Below are 26,673 nucleotides of genomic sequence, written 5' to 3' on the forward strand. Positions count from 1 at the left end.
GAAATTATGAATATTTATTTGTTAAGGCATGGTCAGACGGAAGAAAATAGAAGAGGTTCTTATTATGGTAATTTGGATATAAGTCTAAATGCAATTGGCATAAGTCAGGGAAATAAAGCTAATGCTTTCTTTAATGATATAGAATTAGATAGAGTATATGTTAGCGATAAAAAAAGAACCACAGAGATGGCTAATTTAGTTTTAGGACAAGCGGAAATCCAGGTTATACAGGATAATAGAATAAATGAGACTAATTTCGGAGATTTTGAAGGGAAAACCTACGAGGAAATTAAGACGTTCTATCCCAAGGAATGTCTTTGCTGGCAAAATAATTGGATGGAATTTGTACCTCCTAGAGGTGAAAGTTATATTCAGCTGTGTGAAAGAGTTAAGAGATTTATGGAGGATATTAAAAAATTAGAGTGTGATAATATTTTAATTTGTACTCATTCTGGAGTCATAAGAGCTATATATTGTTATGTTATGAATGAGAACATAGATTTATTTTGGAAATTTGGTTGTAAAAATGGAGATATAAGCGTTATAAAATATGAATATGGTAATTTATATATTGATACCATTATGCATAACGCATATTTAGGAAAGAGGTGAAGTTTGCAAGGATAAGTCTTTGCAAGCAAATAAAATGAGAGAATACTTAAATGATTTTTTACTGTTTTTTCAGTTTTTTACACGTATACCTATAAACATAAATTTAAAATGTGAAAAACAAAACTTTAGGAGAGGAGCTATATTTTTTCCTGTGGTGGGATTATTTATTGGAATTGTACAATGGCTAGTTTATTATATATTAATAAAAGCGCTACCAATAAATATTACATCAGTATTTGTAGTTATTATACCAATAGTTATTACTGGTGGATTACATGTAGATGGACTGGGAGATACCTGTGATGGTTTCTTTTCCTTAAAAGGTGATAAAGATAAAATAATAGAAGTTATGAAGGATAGTCGAGTAGGTACTTATGCAAGTATTGCTATAGTATTTGATATGTTAGCCCGATATGCTGCGGTATTTACTATAATAGAATTAAATTTGCCACTTATATTAATTGCAACACCAATAATTGCAAGATTTTCTGTAGTGTTTTTATCTTTTATTGGAAAAAATGCTAAAGAAAAGGGCTCAGGTAATATATTTATTGGCAATATAGATGTTAAAAGGATTGGAATTACAGGTATTACAACTATTATACTTGTGACGTTACTAATAGGATTTAATAAAAGTGTTATATTAATAGCATCTGGGCTCATTTTAACTTTATTATTTAATAAATTTTGTGAAAGCAAAATTACTGGACTTACAGGAGATAGTTTAGGGGCTAATAATGAATTAGTTGAAATTTTAACTATGATTTTATTTGTAGCTATGAATTAAGCAAGCATATGTGGGGATGAGGGTGAGGGTGAGAGTAAGGGGACAGTTAACAATTAATTGAACTATGTGAGGGGACAGTTAACAATTAATTGAACTATATTTTGGTACAAGGTTTTTATGAAGCCTTGTACTTTTTAAGTAATTAAGGATTTTTTAAGTACTTGGTTTCAGTATTTTTACTGTATATCTTAATTAGTTATTAAATTTCTAGGGGGCTTGTCCTAATTTTAAAATTAAAAATGGTTTTATATTATTTTGTAATTTTTTTAAAAAAGTAAAATATATACAATCAAGGATTAAGTTTATCGGGTGTAACATTTAATAAATTCTTCAAGGATATTTTCATAGTTTTTGTTAGTTCCAATTAACTCTATACCTATAGTGCTTAATTTGGATACTCTAGCTGGTGTAATGTTTCCAAGTAGGTTGGATATATCTCTTAAATTAAAATTGCAGATACTCCTCATTAAAACAACTGTTAATGCCCTTGCTTCTACAAGTTTTCTACTGTATTTCATATGAAGTTGAAACTTTGATATATTCATCTTTACTGCTATAAATTCTATGATATCTTCAGCTTTAAAGTTTCTTACTAGGATTGTCCTTACACTGCTATACTTTGTTGCTTCATTTCTAAATTCAAATTCTTCTTTTAATTTTTCGTCGGTGCATCCAAAAACAAGGCTATAGTAGTAATTCCTTGCAAGTTCAAGATCCTTACCAAAAAAGCCCATTACAAATCCGTAATCAACTATGTTGAAATGGTCACGTCTTTTTCCAATATATATTCCCAAACTAGAAAAAGTATATTTTTCAGGACAATCTTTAAATCCACTTATATCTGTAGGATTATTATGTATATATAGTGATACAGTCCTCAAGTATCTTTCACTATTAACTATTTTGCTTTTGAATCTGTCTTTAAAAAGATGACCCTCTCTTTTATACTTTCTATTAAAGTACCTTGCATAAGAAAAATTTATTCCATGCATGACTTTAGATATATCTGCACCATTAGCATCAATTAGCAGATGTGAATGGTTATCCATAAGGCAGTAACCGTAAATTTTAACATGATGGAGATTTTTATACTTCTTAACAAGGCATAAATACATTTGCTTATCCTCATCATCCCTGAATAAATCTACCTCGCTGATACTCTTACACATAATATGAAATATAGAGTCATTTGATTTTAATCTTGCTTTTCTTGCCATGAAAAATCACCTCTCAACACAAAGTTTTTTATATTATTGCCTTTGGATGATGAAGATATTCATAGGTTAAAAAGTTGTTAACTGTCCCCATGCTTTTTGTCCCCAAGCTTTTTAGAATATTGACAGCAGGTTGTAATTATAATAAACTATAGCTAAAATAGAATAGAATTTTAGGTGCCTTTTAATAGGTGAAAAGGGAATGCGGTTTAAATCCGCAGCAGCCCCCGCTACTGTAATTGAGGATAGCTCTTCAAAAGCCAGGAGACCTGCCTAAATGATGTTAACAAAGATTTCGGAGGGAAATAGCTTTTTAATATAGTTAATTTAATTATGAATTAATTAAAAAGTAGTCGCTATCTTAAGCTTACTACTTTTTTTTGTGTTTTTAAAAAATAGTATATGGAATAAGCTGGGCGACTTCTGAAAAGCTATAATATAGAAAGGAAGGTATTTAATGATACATGGTGGAGATGTTTATACTGATGGATTACTTCAGGGCCGAGAATTAATAGATTATAGTTCTAACATAAATCCATTAGGGGTTCCTAAAAGCTTCATTGATAATATTAATGAAGGAATAAATGCCTTAACAAGATATCCAGATATTCAATATAGAAATGTTTTAAAGGGTTTAAAAGAATATAATAATTGCCGGTCAGAGTATTTTGTTTTAGGTAATGGGGCTGCAGAAATAATTGACTTGGTTATAGCTTGTCATAAAAGCTTACTGATTGTTGTGCCCTCGTTTGTAGAGTATGAAATTGATGCTAAAAAGTGGGGTTGTAATATAGAGTATTCATATTTAAAAGAGGATATTAATTACAAGGACTCATTAAATATTGAATATGCTCAGCTTTCCTATGATTATGAAGATATTTTGAGTAAATTACAGAAGGTAGAAGCCATGGTTTTAGGTAATCCCAATAATCCTAATGGCAATATCGTTGATAGAGGTGAGTTTCAAAAAATTCTTGAGTATTGTGAGAGTAATAATAAAGTAATAATAATAGATGAGGCTTTTATTGAATTTACGGGAGATTCTGAGCATAGTTTTGTAGGGGAAGTTAAAAAGTACAAGTGTTTATTTATAATAAGGGCACTAACCAAATTTTTTGCAATGCCTGGTATAAGGTTTGGGTATGGAGTAAGTAGTAATGCTACTTTAATAAAAAATATTAAAGAAAAACAAAACCCCTGGAACATAAACTGCTTTGCAGAAGTTGCAGCACTTCATGTGTTAAAGGATAGTGCATACATTGAAAAAAGCAAAGAGTGGATAAGGGAGGAAAGACCTAGGTTCCTAAAATCATTGAAAAGTATTTACTTTATAGAAAAAGTGTTTTTAACCTATGGAAATTATGTGCTTTGCAAATTAAATGGACTAGCCTTTGAAAAAGGACTAAATTCAGAGGTATTTTATAAGATTTGCCTAGAACATGGCTTTGTCATAAGAAAAGCAGACAATTTCAGGGGACTTGATACACAGTATATAAGGCTGGCTATTAAGGATCGGAGTAGTAATGAAAAATTGGTGGCAATGCTAGAAAGTTTGAGATTTAAAGGTTAATTAAGTGGGGACAGGTAACAACTATTTTAACTTTAGCAAATAAGGGAGTGAGGAGCAAAAATGAAGAGTATAGTTATAGCTTCGAATTGTAGTGGTGGTGGTAAAACAACAGTAACACTGGGAATTATGAAAGCACTAAAAAATAGAGGATTTAAGGTACAGGGCTATAAAGTAGGACCTGACTATATAGATACAGCTTTTCATACAAAGATAACCGGTAGTGATTCAAGGAATTTAGATTTATATCTTATGGGAGAGGCAGGAGTAAAGGCTAGCTTTTCTAGGGGAGATGGGGACTTAGGAGTAGTTGAGGGCGTTATGGGTTTATATGATGGGAAAGGTATAGATACATTCAATTCTACTTATCACATATCAAAGGTTTTAGACTTGCCTATAATACTTGTATTGTCGCCAAAGGCTCAGGTAGCAACTTTTTGTGCAGAAATAAATGGAATAGTGAATTTCAAAGACGCTAATATAAAGGGCATAATACTAAACAATGTAACAGAAGGTTATTACAATTTACTTAAAGCCGCTATTAAAGAAAACTGTAACTTGAAGGTTTTAGGTTATCTTCCGAGGGATGATAGATTAGATTTAAAAAGTAGGCATTTAGGGTTAATTCAAAGCAGTGAAGTAGAGGATTTAGAAGAGAAAATTGAAATATGTGCCCAGTTATTAGAAAAACATTTGGACATGAATTTATTGTTAGATGTATTTAAAAAAAGTGAAAAGTATGTAGATAATTTTCATGTGGAGAATAAGGGGAAAAAAATAGCCGTGGCCTATGATAAAGCCTTTAGTTTTTATTATAAAGAAAATTTAGAGCTTTTAGAGGAACTGGGAGAAGTCATATACTTTAGTCCAATTAAGGATGTCCAGCTTCCAAGTAATATTGATTTTCTTTATATAGGTGGAGGATATCCAGAGGTGTTTATAAAAGAGTTATCTCAAAATACATCTATGCTAGATAGTATAAAAAGAGCTCTTAATAATGGACTGTGTTGTTATGCGGAATGTGGAGGATTAATGTACCTCACGCAGGGAGAAAAACCTCAAGAGGAAAAACGAGGCGTGGAAGAGCAAATATCACATAATGCAGTTGGTTTTTTTGAAGGTTATTATACCTTGACAAAAACACTCCAAAATTTTGGATATGCAGAAATCAAGGTAGAGGTAGAAAATAATATTATATCCAAAAACATGAGCATAAACTGTCAGGAATTTCATAAATCTACTGTTGAGCTGGAGGCAGAAAAGGTATTCAAACTTTCTAAACAGGTTTATGATGGTAGCTTGAAAAATTGGAAATGTGGATATGCTTTGAAAAATACCTTAGCAGCCTATGGACATGTGCATTTTTTTGGCAACTTAGAATGGTTTAAGGAGATATTTAAATAGGTGACAGGCAAAAGAATAACTATATTCCTTTTATTCCAATTGTTTGGTACAATACATTAGTAGAAAATATTTTAGATTTAGTAAAATTTACAGAAGGAGATTACACAGATGAAGATTAGTTTTTGTGAGCATAATGAAGGAATAGAAGAAGTTGTTGAAGCTGTTAGAAATGAGTACCCAGAGTGCACAGTTACCATAAATAAATGCATAGGTGCCTGTGATAAATGTGGGAATGCTCTAATTGCTAGAATAAATGGGAAATTAGTTGAGGCAGAAGAGTGTGAAGATTTATTAGATATTATAGGAGAATACATGGAGTTAGATTAGTTTTTTGAAAAATAAACCTGCTTAGCGTTATAGTAGCTAAAGTGGGTTCTTTTTATGTGTTCTTTGTTGTTTGAACTGTCCTCACAATTTGTGTATCTAGTTGAATTAGTTGTTAACTGTCCCCGCTAGTTCCCCGCTAGTCCCCGCTAATTTGGGCGCACTAATTTGAGCGTAAATCTATAAATTTTAATTAATTGTTAACCGTCCCCACATATAAAAGTTAATTAGTTGTTAACTGTCCCCGCATAACCCACATACACCTCATAAATAAATATTTTTGTTGTATGTATCACTATTGATACATATAATCTATAGTGATATAATGACAATATAATGCAATATAGGAGGAGTTAATTTGAACAAAATAGCCTTGATTACAGACACTACAAGCGATTTAAGTAGAGAAGTCATAGAGAGATATAATATTAATGTATTACCCTTTAGGATTATCTATTCTGATAGAGAATATTTAGATAATGTAGATATTACACCACAAGAAGTTTATAAAAATATGGAAACCGAAGTACCTACATCTTCATTGCCATCAATGAAGGATATGGAGGAGCTGTTTTTGAAATTAGAAGAGCAGGGATATACGCATGCTATAACAATAACGCTGTCAACTGGGTTATCGGGTATATTTAATGCTATAAAACTTACAAGTGAAAATCACCCAAGTATTATTACTCACTTATGTGATTCGCAATCCATTGCCCTTGGCGAAGGACTAATAGTAACTGAATGTGGAAGACTCATAGAAGAAGGAAAAAGCTTCGAAGAAGTTGTTGCTGCTATTCCATCTATTAAAAAGAGAATCCACCTATATTTTGTAGTAGGTACTTTAGAGTACTTAAAAAGAGGTGGAAGAATAGGAAAAGTTTCAGGTACTATAGCAGAGCTTTTAAATATCAAACCTATAATCGCCATTGACACTGATGGTAAGTATATTACATGTGAAAAGGTAAGAGGTAGAAAGCAATCTCTTAATAAGCTTGTAGAACTTACAAACAATATTTTGGATAAAAAGAAGTGTAAAGTTTATATAGTTCACGGTGAAGCAGAAGAAGAGGCTAAAAAAGTAATGGAGAGTATACGTCCTCATCCAAACGTTATGTCTATAGAATTTGGTGGATATATAAGCCCTGTATCAGGAGTTCATAGTGGACCAGGTTTAGTAGGAATGATTTGTATAGAGGAACCTTAAATATAAATGGATGATACAGTGGTTAAAGCAAGTGAGATAGACATTAGGGCAGAAGAAAAGAGACTTTATGAAGAATATAAGAAAAAACTTTTAGAACTGCGAAAAGTTCAAAAGGAAAAAGAAGCGGTGGGGCAAGTATTCACAAAAGGATTACTGCCACTGTACGTATTATTTATTCTAAGTTTAGGCGAAACTAATGGAAATGATATATCTCATAAAATAGGAGAGCGAACCAATGGTCTTTGGGTTCCTAGTACAGGCGGAATATATCCTCTTTTAAAAAGATTAGAAAAGGAAAAATTGGTAGTTGGTCAATGGAGTAACGCGAAGAAAGCACAGAAAATTTATAAAATCACCGATGTGGGTATAATGCAATTAGAAAATAAGAAATACCTATTGCAAGATAAAATAGAAGAAGCTTTAGAAGTATTTAAGATAATTTATAATGATTTATACAAATAATATTTTTTAAAATAAAGAGTTGCAGGTGAATTTGACAACGGGTTCACTTTTGAGGTGCATATGTACCAATTATCACACCAAATAGCATGTATTTTAACAATAGAAAAAGCAGAAGGTTTAAGATAACCTTCTGCTTTAATTATTAAACAAAACTATGAATATTCGTGTTTAACTTTTCATTCTGTTAATAACTTTAATTTGTTTCATATTTTTTTGTTTTAACTCTGATAATCCTACCAATTATAAGTCCAATCAATGCAGGAATAAAAGCAAATAGTAAACTTAGCATTTCAAATGTGCTAAATATTACAAACGGAATTATTATGCCTAACACACCAACAAATACAGGATAAAACCAAAATAGATATCCTTTTTTAATACTAATGATAAGGGAAACAATTAGCGTTGTTAAAGGCATTACAATGTAAAAATTAAGCAAAGAATAGCCCATTTCGTCACCCGTAGACAGAAATACTCCAAAAGTATAAATTGCCAAAAAAATTAAGGCAGAAACTCCATAACATATTATCGAGATTTTTTTCGATGAATAAATATCTTTCATAGTTAATCCTCCTCCAAATATAAGATAATATTTACATAACATTTTATCCAATGCTGTGTGTATCGTATTTTTAAACTATATATAGTCTATAAGGAAATTATAACATATTTTCTATATATTAGTTACGAAATAGTTTACTAATAATATAATAAATCGAAATTAAATACATTATAAACTGCTTCTGGAATAAGCACTTCTTTGAAAATAACTCAAAGTAAATCTAATTTATCTATTCTAAATAAACAAAGAACAAACTATCGAAATACTTCGGTAGTTTGTTCTACATCCAGCATATATGTTAATCATATAGTCTAAAAGAAATTTATAGTAAATTTTACAAAATTAGAAGGAATTTAAAGAAAAATATAGAATATATTACATATAAAATTTAATTAGAGTGTCTAAACATAATTCAATGTCATAGGTGCCACCCACTTGCCACGTGGGTGGCACCAGGCGAGCGACTGGGCCAACCAGGCCAGCGCTCACGACAACCAAGTAAGGGCACCAGCCAGAAAGAGGGGGAAAGGATGAAAAAAATCAGAGAACTTTTTAAGTACACCTACGATTATAGAAAAAGGTATTTGTTTGGAATTGTATTTTTAATAATAGTTGATATATGTCAGCTAATACCACCAAAATTAATAGGATTTATAACAGACAATATTTCGAAAGGTACAGCAAGTAAAGGTTTACTGCTAAAATACATATTGTTCATAATTTTGGTTGCAGCCCTTATGGCAATAGGTAGATACGTGTGGAGAATTTTTATTGTTGGTAGTTCAAGATATGTGGAATACGATATAAGAAACAAATTTTTCACCCATTTGCAAAGTCTATCTACAGACTTTTATGATGAAAATAAAACAGGAGATCTTATGGCTCTAGCAACTAATGACCTTAATGCAGTGAGAATGGCACTAGGACAGGGTGTAATTATGATTATAGATGCTGTAGTTCTAACTATAGCCACTATTATTATTATGCTTAGCATAAATGTACGGCTTACGCTATTATCACTTTTGCCACTTCCTTTTGTAAGTATAGTATCACTTAAGTTTGGTAAGATAATGCATAAAAAATTTACCAAGGTTCAGGAAGCCTTCGCTAAGCTTACGGATATGGTTCAAGAAAATTTCTCTGGCATAAGAATTATTAAATCCTTTGCACAAGAAGAAAGTGAGATTCAAAAGTTTGATGTAGAAAACACTAATAATTTTAAAGCTAATATGTCGCTTATTAGAATATGGGGATTATTTTCACCACTTATTGAATTTATTGCATCTCTAGGCCTGGTACTATTAGTAGCTTTAGGTGGAGTGTATGTAATTTACGGAAATATTTCTCTGGGGGACTTTATAGCTTTTAATATGTATCTTGCAAATCTAATTTGGCCAATGATGGCTATAGGTTGGGTAATTAATCTTATTCAAAGGGGATTTGCGTCACTGGAGCGAATAGAAAAAATTCTAAAAGAAAAGCCAGAAATTTTTGATGTAAATACTAACGAGGCAGCAACACTCAAAGGAGATATTGTTATACGTAATTTGAGTTTTAAGTACAAAACTATGGAAAAGCCTGCCTTAACTAATATTAGTTTAACTGTAAAGTCAGGACAAACCTTAGGTATAGTAGGTCGCACAGGCAGTAGTAAAACTACCTTGGTTGAATTACTACTAAGGCTTTATAACGTAGAAGAAGGTAAAATTTTCATTAATAATGAAGATATAAATAAGATTCCACTAAATACATTAAGAGAAAACATAGGCTTTGTATCTCAAGATTCCTTCTTATTTTCTAATATAATTTCAGAGAATATAAATTTAGCTTTTGAAGAGCTAGACATGGATAAAATAATTCAGAGCACTAAAGACGCAGACATATATGATAATATAATGGATTTCCCTATGGGCTTTGAAACCATTGTTGGAGAAAGAGGAGTAACACTATCCGGTGGACAAAAGCAAAGAACCTCTATAGCAAGGGCTCTTATCAAAAATCCAGACATATTGATTTTAGATGATTGTTTATCTGCAGTAGATGCTAAAACGGAAGTTAAAATTCTTCAAAACCTAAACAGAATAATGAAGGAAAAAACCTCTATTATAATATCCCACAGAATTTCTGCAGTGAAAGATGCAGATGCAATAATTGTGCTAGAAGAGGGAGAAATCATTCAAAGAGGAACCCACGCAGATCTAATAAATGAAGTTGGTATATACAAAGACATTTATGAAAAGCAGCTTATAGAGGAGCGCATCCAGTCAGAAGAGGAGGTGGAAACTAATGGAAAACTATAATAATGAAGAAGAGAGTATAACTAAGGAATATGACTCAAAGCTTATGAGGAGACTTCTAAAATTTGCAAAACCATACAAGTGGTACATCTTACTTGTAATATTCATAATGCTAATAGTAACAGCTATGGATTTAGCTCGACCATACCTCATAAAGAATGTTATAGATAACAATCTAATGGGCTACAATAAAGCCTACACCATTGTAGCTAAACCTCTGGATAATAGTATTCTTCTAGGTGATAAGTATTTAGTGCAAGGCGATATTAAAGATGGTGAACCCTGCTCTATGGTATATCTTAATAACAGTTACTATATAATCCATGGAAAAGTACAAGAAAACACTGAATTCAATATAAAAGTTGATAAGTTTACGCAAGGAGGCATTACCTATAAAGCAGATATTATAAAGTCTGCAGATCTGAAAATACTAAGAAAAACCGATGCTCGGGAGGTTATAAAAACTGCAGTATATATTGTTATAATAGCTATTCTAATCTTTATACTAAATTATATTCAAATATACATATTGCAATATACGGGGCAAAAGATTGTGTTTAGCATTAGGGAAGCGGTATTTAAGCAAGTAGAGAGTTTATCTTTATCATTTTTTGATAAAAACCCTGTGGGGCGCCTTGTGACTAGGGTAACAAATGATGTGGAAACGCTAAATGAAATGTATACAGCTGTCCTTGTTAATTTATTTAAAGATTTGTTTATGCTAGTGGGAATAGTTATAGCAATGTTCATACTAGATGTTAAATTAGCGCTAATTACTGTAGGAGCACTACCCTTTGTAATTTTCACGGCTTATTTATTCAAGAAATATGATAGGCAAGCTTACAGAAAAGTAAGAGCCAGACTTGCAAGAATAAATTCTTCCATATCAGAAAATATATCTGGTATGAAAACTGTTCAGGTCTTTGGCAAGCAGGAGAAAAAGTATAAGGAATTTAGCCAGGTAAATAAATCTTATAGAGAAGCCACCATGGAGCAAATAAAAGTATTTGCAATCTTTAGGCCTACCATGGATTTGTTCTCCTCCTTAACCTTAGCAGTACTTCTATGGTTTGGTGGAATAAGAGCAATTGATGGAAATATAAAGCTAGGTGTGCTATTTGTTTTTATAAGTTATTTAATGCAGTTTTTCCAGCCTATATTTGACCTAACAGAAAAGTATGATATACTTCAATCCTCCATGGCATCCTCAGAAAGAATTTTTATGCTTTTGGATAATGTGGATAAAATTAATAATATTAAAAATCCAATAGAAGTGGATAGACTTGTGGGTAATATAGAGTTTAAAAACGTTTGGTTTGCATATAAAGAGGAAGATTGGGTTTTAAAGGACGTTAGTTTTAACATTAAAAAAGGTGAGAAAATAGCCTTTGTGGGAGCTACAGGTGCTGGAAAAACCTCTATTATAAACCTTATAACTAGATTATATGACATTCAAAAGGGCGAAATATTGGTGGATGGACATAATATCAAGCATATGAGGAAAGAGCAACTGAGAGAAAACATAGCTACAGTGCTACAGGACGTATTCCTGTTTGCAGGGGATATAAAAGGCAATGTAAGGTTAAACAATGAAAAGATTTCTGATGAGGAAATAGTAAAAGCTTGTAGATATGTGAATGCTGATAAGTTCATTGAAAAATTGCCAGAGAAATATTCCGCCCCTGTTAATGAAAGAGGGTCAACCTTTTCACAAGGTCAAAGGCAGTTAATAGCATTTGCAAGAGCTATAGCTTTTGATCCACCAATCCTAGTACTGGATGAAGCTACTTCTAATATAGATACAGAAACTGAAAGCTTAATTCAAGATGCATTAAATAAGCTTACAATAAATCGTACTACAATTATTGTGGCCCATAGATTATCTACTATTAAAAATGCGGATAAGATAATAGTTTTGCATAAAGGGAGGATACGAGAAATAGGAAACCACGCGGAATTAGTTGAAAAGCAAGGGTTGTATAGTAATTTATATAAGTTGCAGTATATGGAGGGGAAGAGTTAGAGGGTAAGAAGGTAGTCGAGAGTATTAAATTTCTCCTGCGTGCTTTGCAATAAGAGCTGGGAACTTGAAATTTCATTAAGAAATTTTAATTGAAAATTAGTTACTAAAATAAAAAATAACCTTTTAAATTAAAGGTTATTTTTTATGAGGAGATATTCTACTGGTGACTGTTTTTTAATATGTTTTTTACATATTCAATATCAAGATCGTTTATTTCTGCAATATATTCTATAGAAAGTCCTTTTTTATATTGTTTAAGTATTAATTGTTTTATTCCTTCTTCTATTCCTTCTTCTCTCCCCTCTTCCTTGTAGTGCAATTTCCTAATTTCTTCTATACTCATTTTAAATGCACCTCCTCTTAATTTTTTAAAATCTTCATACTTCTTTTCTAACTCCGGATCTTGGATTAAAAATAAGTATTCTAAAAAATCAACTAATGATTTTATTTGTTCACTATTTTTAACTTTATCATAAGTTGATAATTCTTCTCCTAATTCTATTTTTGCTTTTAATATATCTTCATCTCTTGCACCTATTTCTAATAAATTTTTCGCCATTTTAAAAACTAATTTCAAGGGGTTATCATCATTAATTTTTTCAAGCTTTATTTTTTCAACATCAATAGTTTTAAAGTTATATGTTAGTATGGTATTTTCTATCTCTGGTAATTTATATACATAGCTTTTATCCTTTCCACGGTCACCTTTATAGGTATAAATTGCAGCAGCTACTATTTCGGAGTTATCGTTATACTTATATCTAAATTTGTCCCATATCCTATAAAAGTATCTAAACATTCTTTGCCCAAAAACTTCATGCCCACTGCCATAACTTTGGACTTCTACATGTATAAATAATATCTTGCTTTTCTTATCTTTTAATCTCACTTTTATTATTTTATCCGATATTACTTTTTCACTACTATCTTTATCAAATATATCCTTTTGTATTTCTTGTAGTTCCTTATCTAATGATTCTGTTCCGAGTTCCCAAGCTATTTTATTAAATATCTCTGGAAAAAGTAATTCGACTATTTCTATCTCAAATGCTTCCAAAATTGCTTTCCACGCTGCATCAAAATCATGTTTCTTTTCCAAGATTTATTCACTTCCTTGTACTTCGTTAATTACTTTAATTATATCATATCAATTTTTTGTTTACACTAGTTTTTAAAATAACGTTAAAACTAAAAAAATATCCACAATACATTTATGTATCATAGAAGCTTTATAAACTTTAAACATGCCACTTGCCACGTGGGTGGAACCAGAGATTATCTATACAGTATATGGAGGGGAAGAATTAGAGGTCAAACAGATAATCAAATTATTAGATTTCTCCTGGGTGCCTTGCAAAGGGGCTTGAAACTAGAAATTCCACTAAGAAATTTTAATTGAAAATTAGTTACTAAAATAAAAAATAACCTTTTAAATTAAAGGTTATTTTTTATGAGGAGATATTCAAGACCTTCTAATTTTTTGAATTATTGTAATTATAGTATACCATATTCATAAAAAATCTCCGCATTAAGCAGAGATTTTTCTGTTGTCTCAGAAAAATCTTACAGCACTTCATATTGAAGGCCACTCCAATGAAATTTAATACTTACTATATGCTTTATTCATCTAATATAGATAACAGAGAGTATGAGAGGCACTGACGCACATTATTTTAATATCAATTATAATATTATGGGTTGTTGAATATGTGTTAGCAGGAAAAATGATAATAGGACCTGGAATCATAAAAATGAAGCAGGCTACCGCCTAAAATATATTTGAAAATAAGTATCGCTTATAATAGAAGGGAAAAACAAAAGCCTCCACAATACACTTATGTATCATAGACGCTTTGTAAACCTTAAACATGCCACTTGCCACGTGGGTGGCACTAGAGACTTAAAGCTTTAGCTTTAAGTCTCCTTCGCGAATCCAGCCTTTTTTTCTCATAAACTCTGAGAAGATTAAGGTTAAAACTATAGGGGCTATAAAGTGTAGAAGTAATATTTTTAAAACTATTATAGAAGTAGGTTCACTTCCTTGCATGGCTGCTAGGGTTCCGAATTGACCTACAAGGCCGCTGGTGCCCATACCTGCACCTAGAGAATTGTTTTTCATGGAGAAAATCGTTGTAGAAAGAGGTCCCAGGATTGCACCGGCCAGGGTTGGGGGTATCCAAACTTGAGGACGTCTTATTATGTTAGGTACTTGTAACATGGAGGTGCCTAGTCCTTGAGATATTAGACCACTCATCTTATTTTCTCTATAACTGGCAACAGCAAAGCCTATCATTTGTGCACTGCAACCTACAGTGGCAGCACCGGCTGCAAGGCCAGACATATTCAGCGAAATTGCTATGGCAGCACTGCTAATTGGAGCGGTAAGGGCAAGGCCCATTAAAGTAGATACAGCAATCCCCATTGGTATAGGCATAAGCGTTGTAGCGGAATTTATTACTGAACCTAAATCTGTCATAAAGACTGAAATATAAGGGCCAACAAATTTACCTACTATACTTCCAGTAACAATGGTAACAATGGGAACTATAACAATATCAAGTTTTGTTTTTCCCGACACATAGTTTCCAAGTTCTGCACCTATTACTGCAGCAACAAAGGCTCCTACAGGGCCACCTCCCATATACATATATCCGAAGGCGCCAGTTGCAGCAGAGGAAAACATGGCAAGTGGGGTAACTTTGAGGCCCCAAGCTACAGCTACACCTATAGCCGAGCCAACTACAGGGGATTTAGCTGAAATAATTGCTGTAAACTCTTTAAGGAACGCTAGTCCAGGGACTTTTGATAATTGACTTAGTATTAGTCCAATAATTAATGAAGCAAATAACCCTAATGCCATGGCACTTAAGGCATCTAGAAAATATCGTTTAAGGGCTTTTTTTATAAAAATTTTAAACTTTTCCATGAGATCTCCTCCTAATAAAATATATACTGGTGTATATACATGTGTAAACTGACAACATTATAACATCTCCTTATAAAGACATCAATAAGGCGGAGAGAAAAAGCATGGGGCATGAAAATAAAGGCTTCTATAATACATTGCTGTATTATAGAAGCCTTTTGAAATGTCTTTAAACATGCCACTTGCCACGTGGGTGGCACCACCTTGAAATTAGTCTTCTCGTACTTCTAAATAAGAACTGCCATCAAGTGGGATTAATGCTTGAAGGCCTGGTTGACCCTTGAGCAGACCTATAGCGTAAACGGTGTAAAAACGTTGAGATTTTAGTCTTATATTAGGAACATATAAAATTGTAGTTTTGGTGCCAGTAGGTCTAACTTCTAAAGTATAGGTTCCTGGAGGAACTTGTATATAATCCGTAAATGCTTTGTAACTAATATTTTTAAAGAGCATGGTGCCATCAGGTAATACAACATCCACAGGGCCAGTATTAGGTGATAAATGAGCAAATTTAATATATACATTATCAGTAGGGTGCATGACTTTAGTTTCAGGAACGGGTAGCAGATCAATGCTCGGCAATATTCCAATGGCAGCGATGGTGTAAATTTTTTCAGGGGGAACAAAAAGGTTTTTATTAAGTACTGGAGAAGTTTTAGTTCCAGCTGCATAGAGCTTTATATTGTAATTACCAGTTATAACCTCTATATAATCTGTAAAATCAGCATAGGCAAGGTTTTTAAATTTTAACATATCATTAATGTATACATCAACAGCAGGGGATTTAGGAGAAGCGTGAAGAATTCTTAAATATGAAGTCAAAGGGCTTTCCCTATATAGAGAATAAGGATTATAAACATTTTCTGGACAATAGAACATAAAAGGCTCCCTTCAAATATTTCTACTATATTAATATATGAAGAGAAATACTAGAAGGTTACTAAAATTTATTGGAATAAGTAATGTTTAATTGTAATAAACATATAAAGGGCTAAAAATATACTAAAGTATAGAGGGGTATTCTATAATTTTATTTATAAAAAAGTTTTCAAAAACCTGCAACTAAAATATAATCATAAACGTTATATAAGAGTAAAACAAGAAAACATATGAAGTATAGGAAACTTTGCTATATATGTAAAAATTAAACCAAGTAAAAAAAGTAAAAAAAGTTTTCAAAAACTTGCAACTAAAATATAACCATAAACGTTATATAAGAGTAAAACAAGAAAACATATGAATTAGAGGAAACTTTAATATATATGTGAAAATTAAACCAAGTAAGAAAAAGTAAAAAAATTAAAAAAACTGCAACTAAAATAAGATTATAAACGTTATATAAGTGTTAAACAAGAAAACATATGAAATAAGGGGAATTTTATTTTATATGTGAAAATTAAACCAAGTAAGAAAAAGTAAAAAAGTTTTCCGAGATTTGCAACTAAAATATATCCATAAACGTTATATAAGTGTAAGATGTGAAAATAAATGAAATGCAGTTAAATTTTAATAAAAAGTTGAAATTTAACCAAAAGAGTTATATAATACATATATCATGAATATTGTGTAAAACAATTAACAGTAGCACAAGTATGTCATGGCATTTCATAATATGGTAAACAAAAACCATATATTCTAAAAATATCACAAGCACATTTAAGTCCTTAATTACTAAGTTACTTTAAAACTGAATTAGTCTGTTTTATAGTAACAAAAAAATAGCTCCCTAGGGGGTGTAGTTAAGGAAGATGGAATTGTACTCTTTTAAAAAGATTACAATCATAACTAAGTTTTTATTTTTTTTTAAAAATAAAAAGTATATATTAATGGGAGGGACAAACTATATGAAACAAATCAAAAAATCACTAAGCATATTCATGGCAGCAATATTTGTAATGGCCGGAGTATTAGGCAACGTTGCAGTAAAAGCTGCACAGGTAACTGTTCCAGTAATAAATTATATTGGAGTAGAACATTCACCACTAGTAGTAGGAGATACAGAGAAATTTACAATTACTTCAACTTATACAGGTGATGTTCAATACAGAGCATTCCTTTATAATGAAAAAGCTAACAAATGGAGCGAGTTAACAGAAGGATACAACAAAGTAGCAGTAAATGCTAACACACCATATGTATTACCAGAAACAGCAAAATTTGATGCTGGTAAATACAAACTTTCAGTTTGGGTAAAAAGAGCTGGAGAAACAGGAATTCAATCAAACAAAAACGGTGACTTTGATAGTTACTATGTATCAGCACTTAATTGTGTAGCTAAAGATAATGACAACAGAGTATATGCAAACGGAGAAGCAACTTATGTAGTTAATGGAATGAACTTAACATTCAATAGAGTAGAAGGAATGAGCGGAATCGCAGGCCCATACTCATACAGATTACACATATTTGATCCAACAGCAGTATCAGCAACAAATGATGGATGGACAAAAAGAGTAACAGAGTATACTGAAAATCCTTCATACAAATTTACAAAACCAGGTACTTACATGGTTGTTGTACATGCAAATACAGCAAAATCAACAACTTGGAAAAACTATCTTGCAGAAGATAAAACAGTAGCTAACCAAAAGTCAACTTATGGAACATATGAAGCTTGGAAAACAATAAAGGTAGAAGTTAAAGCAGAAGAAGTATTAACTGTATTTGACACTACAATTAAAGCTGGAACAGTTTCACCAGTTGCAAATGTAACTATGACAGTTGCAGGCGCTAAACACTTTGCTACAGCTGCAAAATATCAATTATTTGATGGCGAAAAAGCTGTATCAGCTATAGCTACATTAGGAACAGCTACATCAGTTTACCCTAAAAAAGTTGAGGGTGAAAAAGTAAGCGTTAAATTATTAGATTCAACTGATAAATTAATTGAAACTATAGAAGTTGCTTTAGGAAAATCAGGAACAATTACAATTAAAGCAGTAGAACCATCTACATCAGAAGTTAAAGCAACAATTAAAGAAGCAGCATTTGGATCAGCAATAACAGTTACTGCAACTCAAGAAGGCGCAGTTAAATACCAAATATATGATGGCGCAAAAGCTATCTCAGCTCCAACTGAATTAGGAAAAGCTACAACAATTCCAGCAGGAAAATCTGCAGGAGCTAAAGTTAATGTTAAATTGTTAAATGCAGCTGGAGTAGTAGTTGCAACAAACGAAGTAGTTCTAGTAGCTGCTAAATAATACACTTAAAAGAGTTTTAATCCTTAATCATTATTTGATTAAGGATAGCTAATAAAATAATAAAAAAAATTGACCAAAAAAATGGAGGTATAAATTATATGAACAAGAAAATTACAAGCTCAGCTCTTGCTGCCTTAATGATAGCAGGATCAACATCTTTCTCAGCTTTTGCTGCAATGTCTAGTGGTACTGTGGTAATAGGAAACAAAGCTTATGATATGGAATATGCAAATGACGTAAAAAATGCTGAAGAAATCGGTAAAGCATTAGTTGAAAGTGGCGTAGTTTATGTTAAAGGATTCGACGGAAAATGGATAGACAATACTTCAGGAAAAACTGTAGAAACATCAGTTATACCAGCAGTAGTTTATAAAGATGCTAAGGGAAAAGAAACTAATTTTGATGCTAAAGATACAGATGTAGTTGCAGCTTCAACAGTAAGTTCAATTAAATTAACTTCTTCAGTATCATCTCAAGCAGTTGTTGGTACAAGAGGTATAATTACAGCAGTAGCTACTGATAAAGATAGCAAAGTTGTACCAGGAGCAAAAGTTGTATTTGAAGTAACTACACCACTTCAAAGCCAAAACAAACAATATAAAGTTACAGTTGTAGCTGATAAAGATGGTGTTGCAACTCTTACAAACGAAGATGGAAAAGCTTATGTAAGAAATGCAGCAGATGCTGATACAATAGTAGCATATGCTGAAGAAAATTCAGCAATCAGAACAGAAATTTCTAAAGTATACTGGGGTGTTAAACAAATACTTACAGTTACTGCAGATACAGTTACTCCTGTAAGTGGTGGTACAGTAACTTATACAGCTAAACTTAGTAACCCTGTAATAGGCGAAGCAATGGTTGGAAGACAATTAAGAGTAATCTTCAAGGAAAACATTGGAGCAGAGGGAACTCGTGCAACAGCAACAAGTAATAATGATTTCCAAGCAAAAAGATTATTCCAAGACGTTAATGGTCAAAACAATACATTATTGCTTACAACTAATGCAGATGGAATCGCTAAGTTTACAGTTACAGGAAACCATGAAAGTGTAACTCCAATAGTGTTCTATGATAAAGAGACTTTCTATACAAATTCACTTTATGATTCAAGCCAATACTTAGCTTCTTTCGCTGGAAATAACAATGAAAGATTTGATGCAAGAGAATTAAATGCAGTAGCTCCAACAGCAGCATTTACTAACTCTGCTTATAAAATTACATCAGATGTAACAGTTGATTCTTTCTGCTCAAGCACAGCGTTCACAAGAGGAAAAAAATATGTTATTACTGTAAATAAAGCAGATGGAACAGTATTTGCTGGTGGAACTATTAATGTAGGAGTAAACGAATTGTTAAATGGTTACGATTCAAGAGCTCGTATAATAGCAACTGCAACAGGTAACCCAACTACAACACCAATAACATTCAATAATGGTTCAAATAATGTTCTATCAGGTACAGTTAATGACGGAGAAGGTAAAGCAACTAAAACATCTATAATACTTGATGCTAAAGGTCAAGCTACATTTGTTTTAGCAAGTGATAGAATTAATACTGTAGCTACTCCTGTTGTATGGATTGATGGAGATACACCAGCAATGTATACAGGAAAGACTAACGGACAGTATGATGCAACTTTAGATACAATTCAAAAGCTTAATAAAGTAACTTTTGTAAACTCATTTATCAATGATGGAAAACTTACTGTTACTGATAACACTGAAGTTAGTGATAGTGTTTCAAAAATTGAAAACGCATCATTTATTTTCAACTTATATGATCAAACTAATGATTTAACAAATCCACGTCCTGTAGGTTCAGCAAGAATGAATTATGTTGTAGCTAATACAGGTAGTGATGATATAACTGTTAACTTAAATGTATTCAATGCAGGTAAAATCGTAGTAGATCAAAAAGATACAGCTGCAGATACATCAGTAATAGTTAAACCAGGTCAATATAGAACAATCGCTGGTAATGTTAATTCAGCACAACCAACATTACTAATTAAGAGTACAAATTCAACTTCTGGAGCAGCAGCAACTGTTACAGCAAGTGCTGAAATATTTAATGTAGATGGAACTTTATTAAGTAAATTCACATCAACTTCTTCAGCTAGAGCAACATTTGATGCAGTAACTCGTGTAGAAGCAAGTATAGCAGCAGGTACATTTGTTGGTAAATTGGATGCTACTGTTAATAAAGCAGGTCAAGTACAACTTAACATTCCTGGAAGCAGATATATAAACTTCAATATTAGTTCAGTTGCTACAGGTGTTGGTACAGGCGTTGCTTCATCAGGTTTAGTTACAACAACATCAAAAGACTTTACTGTTAATGACTTTAACCAAGCTACAGTATTAACTAACGATGTTTTAGGAAAAACAGCTAATCAAAAACTTGTAGCTGCTTTAGCAAAAGATGCAGCAGTTCAAGTTACATTTAAAATGGTTGATAGTAAACCAGTAATTGAAACAATTAAAGTATTATATACTGAGGCTATGTATAATGAAAACAGAGTTCTTGACGGAGCAGTAGATAACTCTACTCAAGCAGAATTAGTAATACTTGCAAATGCAGCAGTAAACAAATTAGAAGCAACAATAGCACCAGCAAAAGATTTAAAATTAAAAGCTGACTTAGAAGCAGCAGAAAATGAAGTAATAATTGCAACAGCTGCAGTAAATAAACTTGTAGCTGGAGATTACAAAATATTATACACTGCTAAAATTAATGTAGCTAATACTACAATAAAGGCAGCTAGAGTTGCGTTTGACAAAAATTTAATATCAGATGCAGCAGTAGCTAAATTATTAGAAGCAACAGTAGCAGTAAATAAAGCTGTTTCTACTAAATTAGTAGTTGATATAGATGCAGCACAATTATTAGTAACTGCATTGCCAGAGTCACCATCTAAAGAAGCTTTAAAAGTTAAATTAAGTGGAATAGTTACAGTAGCAGAAAAAGATAAACTTGATATAACAAGCGATGCAGCCGATTTATCAGTAACTTATAATGGTGTTGCATCTACTCTAGTACTTCCAATAGTTACAACAAATAATTCAACAGTAACTTGGGCTGAAAAAGTTGATACTTTAGATTTAGTTAGTGTAAGTGGAAATGTAGCAACAATAAAAAACAGTGTTGCTGATAATAAAGATGATGTAGTAACTTTAACAGCTACAATTAAAAAAGGTATTACAACACTAACAAGAGATTTTGATATAACTATTACAGAAGGTAAAACAACAGCAGACCAAGCAGCATCATATGCTACATTAAAAAATGGAGTAGAATCAAAAGTAGCAGCATATGAATCAGCAGGTCTAATACTAACAACACAAACATTAGTAGATGCAGCGAAAGCAAAAGCTACTATAGTTACAACAGGATTAACAGTTAGTGACATAAATGCATTCAAAGTTAGAACAGATTTAGTTGATGCGAAAGTAGTAGCAGCACAAGATCTTATAACTGCAACAGGCATTAAAGCAACACTTGCATTAACTGTTGCAACACCTGCAGCAGCTACATCAACAATTACACCTGCAGCTAATACAAAAATAGCTTGGGCATGTTCAGTTCCTGCTAATTTAGTAGGAATAGTATATACTACTCCTGCTAGAACATTAGCAGTACAAACTGAAACATTAACAGCTACAATTACAGTAGGAGCAACAGTTCTTACTCAAACATTTACAGTAACTATACCAGTTACAGGAGTTGATCCAATTACTGTAGCTAAAAACTAGAAAACTCACTTCCTTCGCAAAGCCCTCAGGGGTAACCTAAAAGGTGCCGATACGAAAGAAATGTAGTAATCAATAAGCAAAGTCACTTCGGGAAAAGCCTAACGGGCGTGATCAAAGCGCGAACGAAGAAAGACAAGCAAATTGAGAAAGAGAGAATCGTCAGAAATGATGGTTCTCTTTTTCTGTTGAGAGAAAAGCGTAGCAAGTTCAAGTCCCTCACGGTCCTTTCACAAGGACCCCCGGGGGTCGTGAACGAAATGTGAACAACAATGCGGAGCTAGGCGAAGATGGGACATCTGATGCGGATTAATTAGATGAGAAGTCTGATTGAAAAGTAGAGGGAATGAGAAGAGAATAGAAACAAAAAAACTTGGCGATAGCCAGGTCGGGGAACTACTCAAACATATAGAAGAGTATATGTTTGAGTAGTTTTTTCGTCGGGAAGGTTAGGTTGCACGACATTGGAAAGATGTGAAATTTTATAGGTTGATAAAGAAGTTTGAAGATGTTATAATTATTTTACTTGAAGATTAAATAATGGTGGTGGTTTGAGATGGATAATGAAACAAAGAAAATGTTTGAAATGTTGATGAATAAATTAGACAATATGGAAGAAAGCCAAAAGGAAATAAAAGAAAGCCAAAAGGAAATGAAAGAAAGCCAAAAGGTCATGGAAGAAAGACAAAAAAACATGGAAATAAGGCAAGATGAAATATTTTCTGTTGTAAAGGCTATTGAACACAGTAATACTACACATAAAGCAGAGATTGATAATATTACTTATAAAGTTGCACATACAGAAGGAACAATTAACAAAATAGGTAATGTAATTATTGAAAATAGAGCCATAAAATAAGCAAGCTCAGTCATATTTTCCTCGCAAAGGGTCAGACCCTTGGGGGAATATGTAAAAACAATCAATGAGCAAAGTCACTTCGGAAAAAGCCTAATGGGCGTGAACAAAGCGCGAAGGGCGAGATATGAGTAAATAATAACAAAAACCCCCGGGGGTTGTGAATATTACGTGAACAACAAGGCGAAGATGAAACATCTGATGCGGATTAATTAGAAGAGAAGTCTGATTGAAAAGTAAAGGGAATGAGAAAAGAAAAGAAAAAAACTTGGCGATAGCCAGGGAGAGGAACTACCCAAATATATTTAAATATATTTGGGTAGTTTTTTAATCGTTAAATACAATTTTATAAAAAATCATATAGGACATTTATATCAAGACAGATATCATACAGAAATTATTGAGAATGATGCACAGATGTTAACTACTAGTAGATACATTCATTTGAACCCCGTGAGAGCCAATATGGTAAATAAACCAGCAGAGTATAAATGGAGCAGTTATGGTATATTTATAGGATTAGTTAAGGAACGATTTACGGTTTCACAAAATATACTTTCTTACTTTAAGAGAGATAACAATAAAGAGTTATACAGAAAATTTGTAGAAAGTGCTATAAAAATAAATGTTGATGGGGTGCAAGGAGGTGGTGTAAATGGCAGCAGTAGTTAATAGTTTTGCTATAAGTAACATATAGAACTTATGCATAGGATTATAGAAAAAGGTGTGGTTATTTCAGAGTATCCACCAGGAACAAAGCCGGACGCTAATCATTTTCCAATGAGGAATAGATTAATAAGTGCTTGGTGTAAAAAACTTTTAGTGGTGGAAGCTGGAGAAAAAAGTGGGTCGCTTTTGACTGCGGCATTTGCAAAGGAGCAAAATAGACAAGTATTTGCGGCTCCCAATAGTATTTATAGTAAAGAAAGTATAGGAACAAATAGGTTAATAGAAGAAGGTGCTAAAATATATTTAAAACCTTCACAACTGTTATTAGAACATAGGAGTAAGTTAGCAGTAAATATTAAAAAGGATAGTACAGAATTGATAGGTGATGATTTAACATTACTAGAAAAAGTTATATATTTTCGCAAGGCCCCTCGGTGAAAGTGAACAGAACGTGAACGACCAAAGCGGATTAGCCATGAATGATAATTTAACATTAGCGAAAAAAAGAGTAAGTGACTTTGAAGAAACACTAGTTTCAGATGGTAAAGTACCTAAAACTATAGAGAGCTATACAGGAGACATTAGAGCCTTTCTTGATTGTTTTAGGGTTTAAAAGCAACATCTTCACAGGTGAAGTTAACTATATTTCACGTTACAGCCTATAAAAATTCACTTATCCAGAATAACTATGAGAATGCAGACTATTAATAAGAAAATTAGTAGTCTGCATTCTTTCAAGCAATTCATATGGTTGAAAAATAGGACTATATCTTAAACTTCTGAATTATTTCAGTAAGTTTTTCAGCAAGTTCGGCTTGGCTTTGTGCTGTTAATGCAACTTGTTGTATAGCTTCTGTAGTTTCATCTATGCTTTCTTTTATCGTTTCTGATTCTTCACTGGATCTTTGCGATGTCTGCGCCATGTTTTGAACAGCGCCATTTACTTGTCCAACCGTAGCTGTGATTTCTCCAGACATAGCGGCAATTTCCTGGGATATTTTACTTGCAAAATCCGAATCATTATAATATTGATTAGCTATTTCTACATAGGCATCAAATTGTGATTTTACATCTGTATTAATAAACTCTAGTATATCAGTACCTGTATCTATACTGCTCTTAAATGCCTGCTGAACTTTTACAATAGTTTCTTGGATACTTGTTACTGCTTGTGAAGATTCTTCTGCAAGTTTTCTTACCTCGTCTGCTACAACAGCAAAGCCGCTGCCTTGTTTTCCCGCTCTAGCTGCCTCTATTGCAGCATTTAATGCAAGTAAATTTGTTTGCTCTGCTATGTTTCCTATGGTATCTGCCATGAATTTTATACTGTCTACTACTTTTCCATTTTCAATTGCCTTTAACATCTTATTTTGTTTTTCAACATATATTTTTTGAGTTTGATCTAAAGCTTTTTGACTACTGGTCTGAACTACTAGAGCTCTTTCTTTAGACTGTATTGCATTATTGTTTCCTTCCATAGCTTTTGAAGTAAGCATATTAATACTTGAATCTACTTCTTCAACAGAAGCACTTATTTCTTCAGAGGAGGCACTGGACTGTTCAGCGCCCGAAGTAATAACATTTATTGCTTCATCAATAGTTACAACTTTAGAAGATAATTCTTCAACAGTTACTGATAGTTCTTCTGAGGACGCACTTAAATCCTGTGAATTTTCCATGATTATTTTTACTAAGCTACTCATATTTTCCTGGGCGGTATTTAAAGCTAAACCTGTTTGTCCAAATTCGTCTTTCCTTGAAATAGTAATTGAAGTTGAAAAATCGTAGCAAGATAACCTACTAGCTAAATCTTTTATTTTGTTTAGTGGATTCATTATATTTTTGCTTAATATGTATGCCATAAAAATTATAAGTAAAAATGCTATAGCTGTATAAATTATAATCAGATTTTTAATCTTGTTAAACTGAGCTATGTTATTTAAATTTTCTTGCTCAGCGGATCTTCCATTTATGTCAATGCATGCTTGTAGTTTTCCCAGCATAGTACTTGTTATCGAAGTTATATCCGAATTATAGATTTTAGTGGCCTCATCATAATTATTAGATTTTACAGTTTCTATTGCTTTACTTCTTAATTCTTTATATTTCAATAAATAATTTTTAAAATCAACGTAACTTTCATCCTCTTCCTTTGATATTGTAGTTAGGCTATCATATTCCTTTATAAATTTTTCGCTTTTTTTATCTGAATCATCAATAGTTTTTATCTCATCATCTAAAGTATTTCTATTTCTTTCAAAAATGATTTTTAGCAGACTAGCATTAGTTTCATTTATACCACCACGAATTTCTTCTAAATCCCTAATAGATATTAAGTTATTACTGTACATTTTGTTTGCACTTTTACTTATTTTGGAAGAACTTAATATACCCTCAACTCCTATTAAAACTATAAAAATACAAACCACTGAAAATACCAACATAACTTTTTTTCTTACACTTAAATTTATAAAAAATTTCATTTTGACGCTTCCCTTCTTTTTTCATAGTATATAATTCAAAATCTATAAGTAACTAATAATTACTATGACCTAACTAACATTTTTTTGTATTATGTCCAAGTTTGCACAAACCTATTTTATATTAACATCTTATTATTACAAAAAGTCAAAAACGTGTATAAGATGCTCATAGGGCGGTTGTACAGCTATTTAATAGACTTAAATTACAATTTTAATAATTAGCAAACTCACGTTTAACCCAAAGCCGCGAGGCTCTTACTTGTTCTTACACTGGACATTATTGACAACAATGGGTATTGTGGCTATAATTAAAAAGCAAGTTATA

General features: G+C 32.2%; 21 protein-coding genes and 1 riboswitch. Of the genes, 15 read left to right on the top strand and 6 right to left on the bottom strand.

Annotated features, from left to right (window positions below):
* Nucleotides 1-6: 6 nt before the first annotated feature.
* Nucleotides 7-612, top strand: coding sequence for an alpha-ribazole phosphatase (gene cobC / locus ACREV6_RS09100; RefSeq protein ID WP_431577696.1), 606 nt, complete (start codon nucleotides 7-9; stop codon nucleotides 610-612).
* Nucleotides 613-646: 34 nt separating this feature from the next.
* Entirely contained in the window at nucleotides 647-1,399 is a 753-nt protein-coding gene (gene cobS, locus ACREV6_RS09105; RefSeq protein WP_431577783.1) for an adenosylcobinamide-GDP ribazoletransferase, read from the top strand.
* Between the two features lie 302 nt (nucleotides 1,400-1,701).
* Here cobS and ACREV6_RS09110 read toward each other — a convergent pair whose 3' ends face one another.
* Nucleotides 1,702-2,616: a transposase gene (locus ACREV6_RS09110; protein WP_431577697.1), complete on the bottom strand. Its 915-nt coding sequence runs from the start codon at nucleotides 2,614-2,616 to the stop codon at nucleotides 1,702-1,704.
* A gap of 155 nt (nucleotides 2,617-2,771) precedes the next feature.
* A riboswitch (cobalamin riboswitch) is annotated at nucleotides 2,772-2,904 on the top strand.
* A 166-nt stretch (nucleotides 2,905-3,070) separates the two neighbouring features.
* On the opposite strand from ACREV6_RS09110, the gene ACREV6_RS09115 reads away from it, so the two are divergent.
* The 5 genes from ACREV6_RS09115 to ACREV6_RS09135 all read left to right on the top strand — a co-directional run bounded on the left by ACREV6_RS09115 (nucleotide 3,071) and on the right by ACREV6_RS09135 (nucleotide 7,577).
* Nucleotides 3,071-4,183, top strand: a complete 1,113-nt coding sequence (locus tag ACREV6_RS09115) for a pyridoxal phosphate-dependent aminotransferase (RefSeq protein ID WP_431577698.1) — start codon at nucleotides 3,071-3,073, stop codon at nucleotides 4,181-4,183.
* 60 nt (nucleotides 4,184-4,243) lie between these two features.
* Nucleotides 4,244-5,584 (top strand): cobyrinic acid a,c-diamide synthase CobB, encoded by a 1,341-nt coding sequence (locus tag ACREV6_RS09120; protein ID WP_431577699.1) that lies wholly within the window; start codon nucleotides 4,244-4,246, stop codon nucleotides 5,582-5,584.
* Nucleotides 5,585-5,692: 108 nt separating this feature from the next.
* On the top strand, nucleotides 5,693-5,911 hold the full coding sequence (locus ACREV6_RS09125; protein WP_431577700.1) for a DUF1450 domain-containing protein: 219 nt from the start codon (nucleotides 5,693-5,695) through the stop codon (nucleotides 5,909-5,911).
* Between the two features lie 355 nt (nucleotides 5,912-6,266).
* Nucleotides 6,267-7,115, top strand: a complete 849-nt coding sequence (locus ACREV6_RS09130) for a DegV family protein (protein WP_431577701.1) — start codon at nucleotides 6,267-6,269, stop codon at nucleotides 7,113-7,115.
* 6 nt (nucleotides 7,116-7,121) lie between these two features.
* On the top strand, nucleotides 7,122-7,577 hold the full coding sequence (locus ACREV6_RS09135) for a PadR family transcriptional regulator (protein WP_431577702.1): 456 nt from the start codon (nucleotides 7,122-7,124) through the stop codon (nucleotides 7,575-7,577).
* A gap of 193 nt (nucleotides 7,578-7,770) precedes the next feature.
* Here the strand turns inward: ACREV6_RS09135 and ACREV6_RS09140 are convergent, their stop codons facing one another.
* Nucleotides 7,771-8,139: a hypothetical protein gene (locus ACREV6_RS09140; protein ID WP_431577703.1), complete on the bottom strand. Its 369-nt coding sequence runs from the start codon at nucleotides 8,137-8,139 to the stop codon at nucleotides 7,771-7,773.
* 530 nt (nucleotides 8,140-8,669) lie between these two features.
* On the opposite strand from ACREV6_RS09140, the gene ACREV6_RS09145 reads away from it, so the two are divergent.
* Nucleotides 8,670-10,439 carry an ABC transporter ATP-binding protein gene (locus tag ACREV6_RS09145; RefSeq protein ID WP_431577704.1) on the top strand — a complete coding sequence of 590 codons (1,770 nt, stop codon included), beginning with the start codon at nucleotides 8,670-8,672 and terminating at the stop codon, nucleotides 10,437-10,439.
* Entirely contained in the window at nucleotides 10,426-12,459 is a 2,034-nt protein-coding gene (locus ACREV6_RS09150) for an ABC transporter ATP-binding protein (protein ID WP_431577705.1), read from the top strand. The genes ACREV6_RS09145 and ACREV6_RS09150 overlap by 14 nt, the downstream gene beginning before the upstream one ends.
* Nucleotides 12,460-12,616: 157 nt before the next feature.
* On the opposite strand, the gene ACREV6_RS09155 is transcribed toward ACREV6_RS09150, so the two are convergent.
* The 3 genes from ACREV6_RS09155 to ACREV6_RS09165 all read right to left on the bottom strand — a co-directional run bounded on the left by ACREV6_RS09155 (nucleotide 12,617) and on the right by ACREV6_RS09165 (nucleotide 16,264).
* Nucleotides 12,617-13,558 (bottom strand): Rpn family recombination-promoting nuclease/putative transposase, encoded by a 942-nt coding sequence (locus tag ACREV6_RS09155; protein WP_431577706.1) that lies wholly within the window; start codon nucleotides 13,556-13,558, stop codon nucleotides 12,617-12,619.
* 801 nt (nucleotides 13,559-14,359) lie between these two features.
* Nucleotides 14,360-15,385 carry a PTS sugar transporter subunit IIC gene (locus tag ACREV6_RS09160; RefSeq protein WP_431577707.1) on the bottom strand — a complete coding sequence of 342 codons (1,026 nt, stop codon included), beginning with the start codon at nucleotides 15,383-15,385 and terminating at the stop codon, nucleotides 14,360-14,362.
* A 210-nt stretch (nucleotides 15,386-15,595) separates the two neighbouring features.
* Nucleotides 15,596-16,264, bottom strand: a complete 669-nt coding sequence (locus tag ACREV6_RS09165; protein WP_431577708.1) for a DUF4397 domain-containing protein — start codon at nucleotides 16,262-16,264, stop codon at nucleotides 15,596-15,598.
* A 965-nt stretch (nucleotides 16,265-17,229) separates the two neighbouring features.
* Here ACREV6_RS09165 and ACREV6_RS09170 point away from each other — a divergent pair.
* From ACREV6_RS09170 to ACREV6_RS09195, 6 genes are all read left to right on the top strand, one after another.
* Nucleotides 17,230-18,588: a hypothetical protein gene (locus ACREV6_RS09170; RefSeq protein ID WP_431577709.1), complete on the top strand. Its 1,359-nt coding sequence runs from the start codon at nucleotides 17,230-17,232 to the stop codon at nucleotides 18,586-18,588.
* 98 nt (nucleotides 18,589-18,686) lie between these two features.
* On the top strand, nucleotides 18,687-22,343 hold the full coding sequence (locus ACREV6_RS09175) for an immunoglobulin-like domain-containing protein (protein WP_431577710.1): 3,657 nt from the start codon (nucleotides 18,687-18,689) through the stop codon (nucleotides 22,341-22,343).
* Between the two features lie 553 nt (nucleotides 22,344-22,896).
* Nucleotides 22,897-23,199 carry a M domain protein gene (locus tag ACREV6_RS09180; protein WP_431577711.1) on the top strand — a complete coding sequence of 101 codons (303 nt, stop codon included), beginning with the start codon at nucleotides 22,897-22,899 and terminating at the stop codon, nucleotides 23,197-23,199.
* A 312-nt stretch (nucleotides 23,200-23,511) separates the two neighbouring features.
* Entirely contained in the window at nucleotides 23,512-23,868 is a 357-nt protein-coding gene (locus ACREV6_RS09185) for a transposase (protein WP_431577712.1), read from the top strand.
* 30 nt (nucleotides 23,869-23,898) lie between these two features.
* Nucleotides 23,899-24,303: a DNA-processing protein DprA gene (locus ACREV6_RS09190; protein ID WP_431577713.1), complete on the top strand. Its 405-nt coding sequence runs from the start codon at nucleotides 23,899-23,901 to the stop codon at nucleotides 24,301-24,303.
* Between the two features lie 37 nt (nucleotides 24,304-24,340).
* Entirely contained in the window at nucleotides 24,341-24,478 is a 138-nt protein-coding gene (locus ACREV6_RS09195) for a hypothetical protein (protein WP_431577714.1), read from the top strand.
* Nucleotides 24,479-24,629: 151 nt separating this feature from the next.
* On the opposite strand, the gene ACREV6_RS09200 is transcribed toward ACREV6_RS09195, so the two are convergent.
* Nucleotides 24,630-26,348: a methyl-accepting chemotaxis protein gene (locus tag ACREV6_RS09200; protein WP_431577715.1), complete on the bottom strand. Its 1,719-nt coding sequence runs from the start codon at nucleotides 26,346-26,348 to the stop codon at nucleotides 24,630-24,632.
* Nucleotides 26,349-26,673 lie beyond the last annotated feature (325 nt).

The sequence above is a fragment of the Clostridium sp. genome, assembly GCF_050717515.1.
Classification (GTDB): domain Bacteria; phylum Bacillota; class Clostridia; order Clostridiales; family Clostridiaceae; genus Clostridium_AD.